The sequence below is a fragment of the Anaeromassilibacillus sp. SJQ-5 genome, from assembly GCF_054108045.1.
In genome coordinates this window covers 1279482-1292250 of record NZ_JBPJWQ010000001.1, presented here as the reverse complement: position 1 = coordinate 1292250, position 12769 = coordinate 1279482, and the positions used below count along the sequence as shown (strand labels likewise).

Genomic DNA, 12769 nt, shown 5'->3' with positions numbered 1-12769 from the left:
TGACGGACGATACGGCCGGGAAAGGAATGATGAGGATGTTACTATCGGATTGCTTATCTGTGAACGCCGCCGGGCATCTGGCCATTGGCGGCTGCGATACGGTCGAACTGGCCGCGCAATATGGCACCCCCTTGTATGTGATGGACGAAACCGCCATCCGCAGCGCCCTGCGCAGCTATAAGGCCTCCCTGGATGAGAACTATGAAAATGGGGGCATGGTGGCTTTTGCCAGCAAAGCCTGCAGCTTTAAGGAACTGTACCGCATCGTGATGGACGAGGGCTGCGGCGCGGATGTGGTGTCCGGTGGCGAGCTTTATACGGCCATGCAGGTCGGCTTCCCCGCGGAGCGGCTGTATTTTCATGGGAACAACAAATCCGTCGCCGAATTGCGTATGGCGTTGGAATACGGCGTGGGCCGGATTGTGGTGGATAACCTGGGCGAACTGCACACTCTCTCGAAGCTGGCGGGGGAGATGGGGAAGACGGCGGCTATCTATCTGCGGATTACCCCCGGCATCGACGCCCATACACACGCCTTTATCCGCACTGGACAAATCGATTCCAAATTCGGCTTTACGCTGGAGAACGGCGACGCCATGGAGGCGGCAAAGGAAGCCGCCGTCCTGCCCCACTTGGATTTTAAGGGGATACACTGCCATATCGGTTCCCAAATTTTCGACGAACAGCCTTTCATCCACGCGGCCGAAGTCCTGCTGGAATTTATGGATGCCGTGCGCACGGCCGCGGGCATTACCCTGACGGAACTGAATCTCGGCGGCGGCTTTGGGATTCCCTATACCAAAATGGATCATCCCAAGCCGACCGGGGACTATATGCGGCTGGTGGCCGGCGCGGCCAAGGAAAAAGCGCGGGAACTGCGGTTCCCCTTCCCCTATATCGTGATAGAGCCGGGCCGCTCCGTCGTCGCGCCGGCGGGCATCACTCTATACACTGTCGGTGGTATCAAGCATATTCCTGGTGTGCGGGATTACGTCAGTGTGGACGGCGGGATGCCGGACAATCCCCGTTATGCCCTTTATAAGGCGGATTACACAGCGGTGATTGCCAACCGGGCGGGAGAACCTGCTACAGATACCGTGACTATTGCTGGCCGCTGCTGTGAAAGCGGCGATTTGATACAGGAAAACACGCCGCTGCAAGCCTGCGGCGCGGGGGACATTCTCGCGGTGCTGGCGACCGGTGCGTATAATTATTCCATGTCCTCCAATTACAACCGTCTGCCCCGTCCCGCTGTCGTCATGGTCAAGGACGGCGCCTCTCGCGTGGTTGTCAAGGCGGAGACCTATGAGGATTTAGTGCGCAACGATCTTTGATAAAAATGCCCCTTACCGATTACCGGTAAGGGGCGCATTCGTTCAAAAGCTTAGCGCATCCGCGGTTGATTGCAGCCGCAGCCCGTTTTTTTGCCGTCGTTTTGTCCTTTGCCGCAGCATTTGTCAAAGCTGGGGTTGCAGGCATAGAAGTTCTGGCTGTTCAGATTATCGGTCGCAATTCGAAGCCCTTCGCCGAACCGTTGGTAATGCACGATTTCACGCGTCCGCAGGAATTTCAGCGGCTCGCGGATATCGGGATCATCGATGAGGCGCAGCAGGTTGTCGTAGGTAGTACGTGCCTTTTGCTCGGCGGCCATATCCTCGTGCAGATCGGTGATAACATCGCCTTTGCTTTGAATATAGGCGGCCGTCCAGGGCGCGCCGGAAGCGGCTTGCGGCCAAACCCCGGCGGTATGATCGACAAAATAGGTATCAAAGCCGGATTTGACAATCTCTTCCGGGGTCATATTCCGCGTCAGCTGGTGCACCATAGCGGCGATCATTTCAAAGTGGGCCAGTTCCTCGGTGCCGATGTCCGTCAGGATCCCCTTCAGCTCGGAATAGGGCATGGAATACCGCTGGCTCAGATATCGCAGGGAGGCGCTCATTTCGCCGTCGGGCCCGCCGTACTGCGTGATGATAATTTTGGCCAGCTTAGGGTTAGGGTTCTTGATTTTGACCGGATATTGCAGTTTCTTCTCATATTCCCACATAGCTTAATCCTCCATCTCATATTCCCAGGGCCAGGGGCTGTCTACCCAGGTCCAGCGGTTGCCGTTGGGTACGTCGCGCCGGGTTACCACATAGGGGCCGCAGCGCAGCTCGTACTCCGCGATCAGTTCCCGGCGTTTGCACATGTACTGCTCCCGCAGATGCATGGCGCGTGCGTCGTCGGGGTGGGAATCGAGATACGTCTCCAGATCGAGAATGGCAAAATCGTAGGCGGAAATGCAGCGCCGCATCTTGGCTCTCTCACTCACAGCAGCCGCCTCCTACCATCCACGGTTTGTCAAGCTCGGGGAAAATGGTGCCGCGGCAAAAGCCGTCCTCCACTTCATACACCTGCTCGAGACGCTGCCAGGGGACGTACGCCATGGCGACGACCTGTCCTGGACACTCTTCAGGGAAACTCATGGTATTCCGATCCATAAATTGATGTTCCAATGTCATGACTCCTTTATCTGGAAATAGACAGATGCTGTACAGCCTGTCTACTAATACAATATGGCCGCCTCCTCGTATTGGTTACAAAATTCTGGACATCTTACCAAGGACGTCCGGAAAATGCAAAAAAAAAGCCCGAATGGGTATGGACTTTTCTACTACACATATGCATAATAAAAAAGAATATTGATTGGAGGATGAGACTATGAATGTACGGACATATAAAGACCCCCAGGCTATCGGCACGGCGGCGGCGGCGCTTTTCTCCGCGAAGGTGATTGAAAACCCGCATGCGGTGCTGGGACTTGCCACCGGCTCCACCCCCATCCCCACCTATACCAAAATGGCGGAAATGTACGCCTGCGGCGCCGTGGATTTTTCGGGTGTGACCACCTATAACCTGGATGAGTATGTCGGCCTGGGCCACGATCATCCGCAGAGCTATTACTATTTCATGATGGACAATCTGTTCCGTCATATCAACGTACCGGAATCCAGCATTCATGTGCTTTCCGGCACTGCCTCCGATTCGGCGGCAGAATGCGCCGCTTATGAAAAGGCCATCGAAGCGGCCGGTGGCATTGACCTGCAGATTCTGGGAATTGGGCGCAACGGTCACATTGCTTTCAATGAGCCGGCCGATGCCTTTGCGCCGGTCACGCACGTGGTGGATCTTACCCAGAGTACCATTGAGGCCAATACCCGTTTCTTCTCCAGCTCCGATGAGGTGCCGCGTCAGGCTCTCAGCATGGGCATTGGGTCTATCATGAAGGCGAAAGCGATCGTGCTGATTGCCACCGGCGCCGACAAGGCGGAAGCGGTCAAGGCCATGATCACCGGCCCGGTTACGCCGCAGTGCCCGGCCTCCATCCTCCAGCTTCATCCCAATGTCACCATTATGCTCGACGCGCCGGCCGCGTCTCTGCTGTAACATTCTGACAAAAATCCCCATCCATATGGATGGGGATTTTTTATAACAGCAGCTTTCTAAGATCTTCCACGTTCTCGGCGATCTTAGACGCGCCGGCCTTTTCCAGTTCCTCGCGGCTGCCATATCCATAGGCAACGCCTAACGCCTGTGTCCCGACAGCGCGGGCGCCGTCGATATCGTAGCACCGGTCGCCGATCATCAATGCGTCGGCGGCGGAAAAACCAGTCTGCTCCAGGGCGTAAGCGATCACGTCCGCTTTGTGCACCCGGGTTCCGTCCAACTCGCTTCCGGCGGCCAATGAAAAATATTTCCTCAGCTGGAAATGCTCCAGAATCCGCTCGGCGAACACGGCGGGCTTGGACGTGGCCAGCGCCAGCGTCTTGCCGGCATCTTTTAAATCGGCCAATAATTCCGGAATGCCGGGATATACCTCGTTTTCATAAAGGCCGGTATCGGCGAAGTATTCCCGATAAGCGGCGACGGCCTTCCTGGCCTGTTCCTCGCTGAATCCATAAAACCGCTGAAAGGATTCCTGCAGAGGCGGCCCGATAAACGGCGTCAGCGCCTGGCGATCGGGCGGATCGATCTGAAAGGCGCGCAAGGCGTGCTGTACCGCGCTGGTAATCCCCACCATGGGATCGGTAAGAGTACCGTCCAAATCCCACAAAAGCAGCTGTTTGCTGGTCATTCTCCGGTTCATCCTTTCAAAACGTACATATATGACGCCCAGTATACCACATCGTCCCGCGTCTGCCAACCCGGTTGCGAAAAGGGGGCCGCCATGATACAATAGGCGAAGCGAATAACAAAGGGGAGAGCTTAAATGACGGTGCTGTGTCCGGTTTGCCAAACGCCTATCACGACGACGGAAGACGGAGGTGTCTGCCGAAAGGGGCACCGCTTTGATCGGGCGCGCAGCGGCTATATGCACCTTCTGCCCGCGAACCGGAAGCACGCCAAAAATCCGGGCGACGACAAGTTGATGGTCGACGCCCGGCGGAAGTTTTTGGATAAGGGGTATTACCGTCCTTTAGCCGATACAGTAAGCCGGCTGGCGGGCGAATGGCTGGCGAACCTGCCCCACCAAACGCCTTGTGTTTTGGATGCCGGCTGCGGCGAGGGGTATTATACCACCCTCCTTTACGACGCGCTGTGTCAGCGGGGGATGGAGCCGGATATCCTGGGGGTGGATATTTCTAAGCTGGCCTTGGATAAAGCGGCGAAACGGCAAAAGGCGATTTTCTATGTGGTGGCCAGCGTTTTCCATCTTCCCGCACCGGACGCCTGCTGCGATTTGCTTTGCAGCCTGTTTTCGCCTTACTGTTCGGAGGAATACCAACGGGTCATCCGTCCGGGCGGCGCCATGCTGCTGGTTATCCCGGGGGAAAATCATCTATGGGAACTCAAACAGGCAATTTACGAGCGCCCATATAAAAATCAAGTCAAGCCCTTTGCGCTCGAAGGCTTTACCTTACTAGACCACATGCAGGTACACGATACTATATACCTGGCGGAACATAACGATATCGAAAATCTTTTCAAAATGACCCCGTATTACTACAAAACTAGTGAGCAGGATCAGGCCCGTTTGCTTGGGCGGGGGGAACTGACGACGCAGATAGAGTTTGAGGTTCTGCTGTATCGGAAATAGCGGTCCGCGCCAGGGGGCAACCGTTGGTTGCCCCCTGTTTTTAACGGTTTTCCGATCTTGTACGCCCCGCATGGCTATGATATGATAGCGCATAGGAAAAGGAGGGAAGGGCCATGGATAAAGACAAAGCGGCGGCCTTTATTGAGGAAAAACGTAAGGAAAAGGGCCTGACCCAGCAGCAGGTGGCGGAGGCTCTTCATGTGACGCGCCAGGCGGTTTCCAAATGGGAACAGGGCAAATCGCTTCCCGACGTGGACACACTGCTGCATTTGGCGGAATTGTTTCAGGTGCCGGTGGAGGCTCTTCTGGGGGAGGAATACACGGCGCCGCCGGCACCGGAACCTCCTTGGTATCAAAACGTCAAAAAATCGCCCTCGCCGCCCCTTTATCAGGAGCCGGTGCCGCTGCGTCAGCTGCCCCAGGGCAAGCCCAACTCCCCATGGGGGATTCTGCTCTGCGTGCCGATCGGCTTGTTGGTCGTTATCGCGCTTATCTGGCCGTGCCTGAAAACGATAGGCTACAGCTTCACCTCCTACAACGCACTGTCTACGCCGGTTTGGGTCGGGCTGCAGAACTATTCGAACATGGTCAGGGATAACGTGTTTCAGCTGGAATTGGGCAATACCCTACTGCTGATCCCGCTGTCTCTTTTGTTCCTGGTGCTGGTCGGTTTTCTGGCGCGTGCCGCCAGCCGGCTTCCCAAAGCGGCTCGTTTGAGCCTGGGGGTGGTTTTGAGCCTGGTCAGCCTATCTGCGCTGCTGCCCTCCGGGCTGAACTATATCTTTTCGGCAGATTCGTACGGCCTGCTGAACGGCTACCTCATGTCTAAGGAGATTATTTCCGAACCCGTATTCTGGCTGCTGGATGGGGTATGGCCGCATCTGCTGTATGTGTTTCAGATGTTCTGTATCGTTCTGGCACCCCTGTATTGGGTGTGTGTGGCCGGTTTTTCTGATGGGGCCAATGGCAAAATTTTGCATGTGGCGGCGACATTGCTTCCGGTCGGCATGCTGGGCGTCGTACCGTATCTGATCTCTGTGTTTGGTTTCCCTTCGACGAATTACGCGCTCGACACCTTGCTGTCTTACCTAATCGACTACCGCCAGATTCGTTTTGAGTTGGGAACAGCCGCCGCGGTGTCGGTGGTTTTGTTACTCCTGCTGGCCCTTTGGATTACCGCCATCAATGGGATGGTATGGCTTTTTCGAAAGCTGATGGGTATGAGGCGTCCTCTCGCGCCTGCCCGCGCCGGGCGGCACAGCGTATGGGTTTGGGTCGTGTTTTCCGTAGGGTGTTTGTTTGCATTGGTTGCTCTCGTTCCGGTTGTGGCAGGGTTTCAAAGGTCTATCATGCCGCTGCAAGAGCAGTTTTTGTTCCCGCCCCGTTTCTGGGCGATGGAGCCCACCTGGTCGGGCTACGCCAAAGCGATAGCCTCGATGGTCGAAAATGGGAACTTTTCGGAAGGCGCCGGGGTGTGGCCGCTGCTGATTACACTGGGCTGGTACTGCCTGTTCATCCTGCCGGCCGCTTATGCCCTGACATTTTATCGGTATAAGTATCAACGTCTGGCGGCTGGAATCGGCATGCTCTGCTTTGCTGTGTCTCCGTGGCTGTATGAATGGGAGAGGATGCGTTTCCATCTTCCGGACTTGTTGATCGGATCGAGCAAGGCATTTCTCCTGTCCCCCTGGTTCGTTGTCGGTCTGTTGGCGTCGGTATGGGTGCTTCGGCGGGGAGCGGATGGATGCCAATCCCTCGCCGACTTGCGGCGCGGCGGGAAGCGGTTGATGCGCATGCTTTCCGGTCTTCTGGGAGTGGCGGTGCTGTCCTCGATGGCGGTCTATTTCGAAGGCCGTTTTTATGCGCTTTTGCCGGATTACAGCAATTTGTTTCACATTTGTAAGGAGCTGGGAAACGGAGGATCCACCATCATTCTTGCCTACGGGATTGTTCTGGGAACCGTCGGCTTAGGGCTGCTGATGCCGACGATTTTGCATAGGGAACCTAAGGAACGCGCCGTTTCCACCTAACAAAGAAGCGGGCCAGTTATTCTGGCCCGCTTCTTTGTTGGAGATCCCTATGATTTTCGGATGCTTCCCTGATGAAATGCCTCCACAAACCAGATATCCTCTAGCTGAAACACCCGGCCGTTCAGATAGTCGAGGATGCCTGCTGGTGTATGAAAATCAAACGCCAGCTTATAAGAGCACAGGGCTTGTTTGTGAAAGCCGGTGCCCTTGTTGATGGCGTTCGTGCCATACTTTCCGTCTCCAAGAAGCGGATGCCCGATAGAGGCCAGATGGGCGCGGATCTGATGGGTTCGGCCGGTTAGCAAATGAATTTCCAGGAGGGACATCCCGTCTTTTTCCTCCAGAACCCGATACTTCGTGCGAATGGTTCGGGCGCCTTCTTTGGCTTTGTCGGAAATATACACGCGGTTCTGTGCCTCGTTTTTTTCCAGATACCCCTCCAGCAGGGCTTCTTTTTTCTTCATGATACCATGTACGATGCACAGGTAGTATTTTTCGATCTCCCGTTCCTTGAGCTTCTCATTCAGGATCCGCAGTGCTTCCGCCGTTTTGGCGGCTATCACAATGCCGCAGGTATTCCGATCGATGCGGTTGACCAGCGCGGGTGCAAAGCTTGCCTCCCTGGCCGGATCGTAAGCCCCTTTTTCATAGAGATACCGCTGTATCCGAAACAGGAGGGTGTCGCGGTATTCCTTTTCGTCCGGATGCACCAGCAGGCCGGCTTTTTTGTTCAGCAGCAGCAGATTGTCGTCTTCATAGACAATATCCAACTGCCTGGATGCCGCCAGAAAGTCATAAACCGGCGCCGCTTCTTCCAGAAATTCGTCTTTCAAATACAGGGAAAGCACATCACCGGGCTGCAAACGTGTTGAAATTTCACATCTTTTTCCGTTGCATTTGATGTCCTTGGTGCGGATGGCTTTGTACATCATGGAGGCGGGAAGATTGTGAAAGGTTTTGGATAAAAACTTGTCAAGCCGCTGTCCAGCGTCGTTTTTTTGTATCGTTATGGTTTTCATAAAACGCTCCATTTCCCGGAAAATAGAGGATGGGCCACTGCCATTATAGCATATGTCCCGCTCTTTTCAAACTTCATATTTTTTGCTATACTGATTGGTAAGAATACCCTGTGGTTAAGGTGAGGGGGAAGAACATGGTTAAGGCAAAAAATCCTCACGATGGGCATCGCGGTCGCGTCAAGCTGCGTTTCCTCAAAGAGGGGCTCCATAATTTTGCGCCTCATGAAGTGATCGAGCTGCTGCTGTTTTTTGGCATTCCTGTTAAGGATACCAACGAGCTGGCTCATGAGCTGTTGGAACGCTTCGGCAGCCTGTCGGGTGTTCTGGAGGCGCCTTACGAGGAGCTTAAGCGCGTCAAGGGCATTTCCGATCACGTGGCCTCCCTCATCTGCTTCTGCTGTCAGCTGTCACATCGCTACTATGAGGACAAGCTCAGCTTCGGCACGGTGCTGAATAGTATCCATGAGGTGGGGCAGTATATTCTGCCGAAGTTTCTGGGCCTGAAGAATGAGGCAGTGGTGCTGCTGTCCATGGATAACCGCCGAAAGGTGCTCAACTGCACCACCATTTTCGAGGGCAGCGTCAACGCCACGGAAATCAATGTGCGCCTGGCGTTGCAGCAGGCCTTGCGGGATAATGCCACGGTCGCGGTCCTGGCGCATAATCATCCGAACGGCCATGCGTTTCCCTCTGCCGACGATATTGAATCCACCAAGATACTCGTAAAGGCCATGGCCTTGGCAGATGTGCGGCTGGTGGATCATATCATTATATCTGAGGATGACTTTGTGTCGATGGCTCAGACGCCGTCGCTGCAGTATATTTTTACCTGAACCTGATAAAAGGAGCAGCCGCGTCTTGTTGCGCGGCTGCTCCTTTTGGCTTGTCAGGACTGGATTTCCGGCCGTCCCTGGATGTTGTACAGGCGGGTGATTTTATCCCAGGTGGCCTTATCGGTTTTTCCGTTCGGTTCCAGCCCTCCCAGCTGCTGCATCTGCTGGACCGCACGCTGCGTATCCTCGTCGTAAATGCCGGTTTTTTTGACAGGCGGCAGGTTGCTGTAACGTTCCGAGATGGTGTCCAGCATGATTTGCAGGAAGAATACCAGATTGCCGGTATCGCCGGGCATCATCACATAGTCGGGTGCCGGAAAAGGCCGGAGAGCCTCCGCGGGCGCTTCCACCTTGAGTATCCGGGTGTATTCTGCGTAAATGGCGTCCCAGGTCTGCCGGTTGACCCGGCCGGTCGGTTCCAGACCGAAGCTTTCCTGAAAGGCGATGACCGCCTGGGTGGTTTCCGGGCCGAAAATACCGTCCACCGCTATCAGCGGGATTTCGATGTGCCGGGTGGCAACCGTACGCAAATAGGTCTGCAGCTCCCGGATATAGAGATCCTGATCCTGATGAATATCGTTGGGAATCCAGGTCATGTCGTTTCTCCTTCCGCCAGTTCGGTGCCCGGGAATTGTCCCGGCTGCTTATCATTGCCGACGCGCAGATCCGAGTACAGGCTGGCGATGGCGTCCCAAGTCAGTGGGCCGACAATGCCCGCGGCTTCCAGGCCAAAAAGATTCTGAAAAGCAATGACCGCCGCCTGGGTTTGATTACCGAAAACGCCGGTGACCTGCACTGCGGGGATTTCCGGGTAAAACTCGGAAATATATGCCAGGTATTCCTGAAGAATCTGCACATATTCTCCCTGGGAGCCAATACGCAGCACCGTTCCCGGATACAGCACGACGCCGCCCTCCATCACCGCCGTACTGTCGAGTATGCCGCGATAGGCTTTATACAGCTCGTTCCAGGTCTGCTGTCCCATAATCCCGTCCGGCGTCAGGCCAAAGGTGCGCTGGAATGCCATCACGGCCTGATAGGTGGCGTCGTCATATACGCCGGTGGTGGTCAGCGGGGGGACGGTATCGTAATACGCGGCGACTACCTGGAGATAATACTGTATCATCCGCACCTCGTCCCCTGTGTCTCCCGGAGACAGCAAGGAGGGGAACTGCTGCGCTACCTCGTCCAGGGAAATCCCCTCCGAATCCAGTTCGGATAGGCGCTTGACACTGTTGTAGAGATAGGCGATCCGATACCAGGTGGCTTTGCCGATAATGCCGTCGGCGGTCAGCTTGAAAATCCGCTGAAATTCCCGTACAGCGTCGTCTGTCTCCTGTCCGAACACGCCGTCCACCGGTGCAATTTTGGGAATGCTGGGGTAATTGCGGGATATGCGGTTCAGCTGTACCTGCTTGGTGCGCACGCTGTTTCCGGCATCCCCCAGCCGCAGGGGCAGCCCGGGATAGGAGGGGGAGTTGATGCGCACCGGTGTATCGGTGTTCAGGTTGATGTCCGGGCCGTAGAACTCCACCAGAATATCGTAAGGGCCATAACCCTGCTCCGCTAGAGGCACCGTTCCCCATTGAGACAACCCGTCGCAGGTGACGGTGGTGCCATTGCAGTATTGGGTGAAGTAGGGCTCGACGCTGCCCTGCCGGTAAACATACTCGTTGAAGATATCGTCAACGATGTCACTAATGTTGGCGAAGATATCCCGGTTCTGTACATAGGCCTGATCATAGCGTGTGGAGTTGGTGATGTCGAAATCATACCCCATGCTGCGGTACCACTCGGTATAGTAGCGGTTGAGAGCATAAGAAATCTGCGCATAGACATTGGCGCGGATGGCGTTTTCCGGCCAGGTCGGATAGATTTCGCTGGATGCCACGTTTTTAATATAGTCGGGGAAAGAAACCGTGACATTTTGGGCATTGGAGCCCGGCGCCCCCAGATGGACGGTCAGAAATTGAGGAATATACGGCTCTCCGTTCAAAGCGGTCGCTCCCTTCTAAAGATCCTGGGGTCCGGTCTGAAAGAATACCAGATCCTGGGGGGACAATTCAAATTCAGGAATGGGGATCATCTGAACGGGCTGCACCGCCGTGTTGCCGCCGTAGATCGGCGCGTTCACATTGAGTACTCGGAAATACCCGGGAGCGGCGGCCTGAATGTTATAGCTGGTGTAAGGCGAGGGGATCCCCGGTTCCATGGTCAGCGCGCTGTCCACGGCCGGCAGCGCGATCACCTCGGTTAAGCCGTCCCGGTCGGTGGTGGTATGGGCGTACAGCTCTTCGCCGCCGCCGTTTACCCGGGTGACCGTCACGATGGCGCCCGGAATCGGCGTGGCCTCCCTTGCGGAGGATAAAAACACCTGTAAGTATCCTGTAGACATGGGAAGGGACAGCTCTTCCGGCAGGACGGCGGGGCCTTCCTCCGGGGAAGATTCCGGGGCCTGCGGCGTGAAAATCTGTTGTGGCGTCTGCTCGCTGTTTTCCGCGGGCATCGGTTTTTCGAGCGCCCCTGGCTCCTCGACCAGCGGTACGCCGGGCAGCAGCCCTTCCTCCAGAATCCGGTCCTCCAGATGGATGGGAAAGCTTTTGGAAACGGGCCGGCCCGCCTGTGGAAGAGGCTGTGCGGGCGTTGACGCGTTGCTTTGGGACGGGTGGGGCACGGGTGCCGCGCTTTCTTGTTCCAAACGCTCGCGCATCTCCCGCCGGTTATCCTCCTGGAAATCCGGCGGATTGGGCGGCGAAATGATTTTGGCCGGATAGGCGACGCGTACCGGGCCTTCCGGCTCCTCGACGGGTTCGCCGTCCGGCTGGATACGGGGCGCGTTTTGCTGGTAGAAACGCATCAGCTCCCGGTTGTACTGTTCGATCAGGCTATCCAGGTTTTGAGAAGAGGAATCCAGCTTCATAAACATTCTCCATTTCTCCGGCGAAACGGATTGGTGGGGAAGGCGTCTCCTTTTCGCCGGCAGGAGACGCCGGAGGGCAGCGGTTGCCTATCAATTCATATATACGGCTTCGGCGGCTAAATATGCCAAAGCGGCAACATTGCATCTTTTTTTGGAGAATGGTATACTGATAGGAAATCAGCCTGGCCGGGACAAGCCGGCGCGGATAAGGAGGATGTCTATGAAACCGATACTAATCGTGGAAGACGACGAACATATAGCGAAAATGATAGCGGCCACCCTTTCCATCGGCGGGTACACCAGCGAAATCTGCGAGGATGGAGAGCGGGCGGTCACTCTTATCAGCGAGAGAGATTACGATCTGGTGCTGCTGGACGTCATGCTGCCCGGCTTGGACGGCTTTTCGGTTATCCAGCGGATTCAAAGTGATAAAACCCCGGTGATTTTTCTCACCGCCGTTCAGGATGTGGCCGATAAGGTGCGCGGCCTGAAGCTAGGGGCCGAGGATTATATTGTCAAGCCCTTTGAAGCGGTGGAACTGCTGGCTCGGGTGGAGGTGGTGCTTCGCCGCACGAACCGGGGAAAGACGCAGATTTGTTATGGGGATATCACGGTCAATTTGGATGAGCATGTGGTGAAGAAGGGCAACGATCCCGTTTCCCTCACGCCGAAGGAGTTCGACGTGCTGGTCTTTTTTCTGCAGAACACCGATATTGCCCTGTCCCGCGAACGGCTGCTCTCAGCTGTTTGGGGGTATGAATTTGCGGGCGAGACCCGGACGGTGGATATCCATGTCCAGCAGGTGCGCCGGAAGATGGGGCTGCAGCGGCAGCTGATCACGATTCCAAAACTGGGCTATCGCCTGGAAAGTCGCTAAGCGAAAGAGA

14 protein-coding genes are annotated in these 12769 nt (G+C 55.7%); 6 read left to right on the top strand and 8 right to left on the bottom strand.

All coding sequences use genetic code 11. The annotated features are described in order from the left end of the window. Positions 1-35 precede the first annotated feature (35 nt). Complete coding sequence (gene lysA, locus ACSAMM_RS05525; RefSeq protein ID WP_178724079.1) at positions 36-1334, top strand: diaminopimelate decarboxylase; 1299 nt, start codon at positions 36-38, stop codon at positions 1332-1334. Positions 1335-1384: 50 nt separating this feature from the next. On the opposite strand, the gene ACSAMM_RS05520 is transcribed toward lysA, so the two are convergent. The 3 genes from ACSAMM_RS05520 to ACSAMM_RS05510 are packed head-to-tail and all read right to left on the bottom strand — an operon-like array spanning position 1385 to position 2498. After that, positions 1385-2047 (bottom strand): manganese catalase family protein, encoded by a 663-nt coding sequence (locus ACSAMM_RS05520; RefSeq protein ID WP_457790329.1) that lies wholly within the window; start codon positions 2045-2047, stop codon positions 1385-1387. A 3-nt stretch (positions 2048-2050) separates the two neighbouring features. After that, a complete protein-coding gene (locus ACSAMM_RS05515; protein ID WP_457790327.1) occupies positions 2051-2314 on the bottom strand; it encodes a spore coat protein CotJB in 264 nt (87 codons plus the stop codon). Next, a complete protein-coding gene (locus ACSAMM_RS05510; RefSeq protein WP_457790325.1) occupies positions 2307-2498 on the bottom strand; it encodes a spore coat associated protein CotJA in 192 nt (63 codons plus the stop codon). The genes ACSAMM_RS05515 and ACSAMM_RS05510 overlap by 8 nt, the downstream gene beginning before the upstream one ends. Before the next feature lie 205 nt (positions 2499-2703). Between ACSAMM_RS05510 and nagB the strand changes: the two genes are divergently transcribed. Next, positions 2704-3429 carry a glucosamine-6-phosphate deaminase gene (gene nagB / locus ACSAMM_RS05505; RefSeq protein WP_457790323.1) on the top strand — a complete coding sequence of 242 codons (726 nt, stop codon included), beginning with the start codon at positions 2704-2706 and terminating at the stop codon, positions 3427-3429. A gap of 40 nt (positions 3430-3469) precedes the next feature. Here nagB and ACSAMM_RS05500 read toward each other — a convergent pair whose 3' ends face one another. After that, positions 3470-4117, bottom strand: coding sequence for an HAD hydrolase-like protein (locus ACSAMM_RS05500; RefSeq protein WP_178724069.1), 648 nt, complete (start codon positions 4115-4117; stop codon positions 3470-3472). Positions 4118-4252: 135 nt separating this feature from the next. Between ACSAMM_RS05500 and ACSAMM_RS05495 the strand changes: the two genes are divergently transcribed. Both ACSAMM_RS05495 and ACSAMM_RS05490 read left to right on the top strand, forming a co-directional pair. Next, complete coding sequence (locus ACSAMM_RS05495; protein ID WP_457790320.1) at positions 4253-5080, top strand: putative RNA methyltransferase; 828 nt, start codon at positions 4253-4255, stop codon at positions 5078-5080. 113 nt (positions 5081-5193) lie between these two features. Then, positions 5194-7110, top strand: coding sequence for a helix-turn-helix domain-containing protein (locus tag ACSAMM_RS05490; RefSeq protein WP_457790319.1), 1917 nt, complete (start codon positions 5194-5196; stop codon positions 7108-7110). 47 nt (positions 7111-7157) lie between these two features. On the opposite strand, the gene ACSAMM_RS05485 is transcribed toward ACSAMM_RS05490, so the two are convergent. After that, on the bottom strand, positions 7158-8129 hold the full coding sequence (locus tag ACSAMM_RS05485) for an RluA family pseudouridine synthase (protein WP_178724063.1): 972 nt from the start codon (positions 8127-8129) through the stop codon (positions 7158-7160). Between the two features lie 134 nt (positions 8130-8263). On the opposite strand from ACSAMM_RS05485, the gene ACSAMM_RS05480 reads away from it, so the two are divergent. Further along, positions 8264-8962 carry a RadC family protein gene (locus tag ACSAMM_RS05480; protein WP_178724061.1) on the top strand — a complete coding sequence of 233 codons (699 nt, stop codon included), beginning with the start codon at positions 8264-8266 and terminating at the stop codon, positions 8960-8962. 53 nt (positions 8963-9015) lie between these two features. Here ACSAMM_RS05480 and ACSAMM_RS05475 read toward each other — a convergent pair whose 3' ends face one another. From ACSAMM_RS05475 to ACSAMM_RS05465, 3 genes are read right to left on the bottom strand one after another with little or no spacing between them, the layout of a single operon-like run. Further along, positions 9016-9558 carry a peptidoglycan-binding domain-containing protein gene (locus tag ACSAMM_RS05475; RefSeq protein WP_457790316.1) on the bottom strand — a complete coding sequence of 181 codons (543 nt, stop codon included), beginning with the start codon at positions 9556-9558 and terminating at the stop codon, positions 9016-9018. Next, complete coding sequence (locus tag ACSAMM_RS05470) at positions 9555-10958, bottom strand: peptidoglycan-binding protein (RefSeq protein ID WP_178725937.1); 1404 nt, start codon at positions 10956-10958, stop codon at positions 9555-9557. Before ACSAMM_RS05470 ends, ACSAMM_RS05475 begins: the two co-directional genes overlap by 4 nt. 15 nt (positions 10959-10973) lie before the next feature. Beyond that, positions 10974-11882, bottom strand: a complete 909-nt coding sequence (locus tag ACSAMM_RS05465; protein ID WP_457790314.1) for a hypothetical protein — start codon at positions 11880-11882, stop codon at positions 10974-10976. 220 nt (positions 11883-12102) lie between these two features. On the opposite strand from ACSAMM_RS05465, the gene ACSAMM_RS05460 reads away from it, so the two are divergent. Then, positions 12103-12759 (top strand): response regulator, encoded by a 657-nt coding sequence (locus ACSAMM_RS05460; protein ID WP_178725941.1) that lies wholly within the window; start codon positions 12103-12105, stop codon positions 12757-12759. Positions 12760-12769: the final 10 nt, after the last annotated feature.

Bases quoted from the DNA above. Each gene is read 5' to 3' on its own strand.
- lysA (WP_178724079.1), top strand. From the start codon at position 36: ATGTTACTATCGGATTGCTTATCTGTGAACGCCGCCGGGCATCTGGCC.
- ACSAMM_RS05520 (WP_457790329.1), bottom strand. From the start codon at position 2,047: ATGTGGGAATATGAGAAGAAACTGCAATATCCGGTCAAAATCAAGAAC.
- nagB (WP_457790323.1), top strand. From the start codon at position 2,704: ATGAATGTACGGACATATAAAGACCCCCAGGCTATCGGCACGGCGGCG.
- ACSAMM_RS05500 (WP_178724069.1), bottom strand. From the start codon at position 4,117: ATGACCAGCAAACAGCTGCTTTTGTGGGATTTGGACGGTACTCTTACC.
- ACSAMM_RS05495 (WP_457790320.1), top strand. From the start codon at position 4,253: ATGACGGTGCTGTGTCCGGTTTGCCAAACGCCTATCACGACGACGGAA.
- ACSAMM_RS05490 (WP_457790319.1), top strand. From the start codon at position 5,194: ATGGATAAAGACAAAGCGGCGGCCTTTATTGAGGAAAAACGTAAGGAA.
- ACSAMM_RS05485 (WP_178724063.1), bottom strand. From the start codon at position 8,129: ATGAAAACCATAACGATACAAAAAAACGACGCTGGACAGCGGCTTGAC.
- ACSAMM_RS05480 (WP_178724061.1), top strand. From the start codon at position 8,264: ATGGTTAAGGCAAAAAATCCTCACGATGGGCATCGCGGTCGCGTCAAG.
- ACSAMM_RS05475 (WP_457790316.1), bottom strand. From the start codon at position 9,558: ATGACCTGGATTCCCAACGATATTCATCAGGATCAGGATCTCTATATC.
- ACSAMM_RS05465 (WP_457790314.1), bottom strand. From the start codon at position 11,882: ATGAAGCTGGATTCCTCTTCTCAAAACCTGGATAGCCTGATCGAACAG.
- ACSAMM_RS05460 (WP_178725941.1), top strand. From the start codon at position 12,103: ATGAAACCGATACTAATCGTGGAAGACGACGAACATATAGCGAAAATG.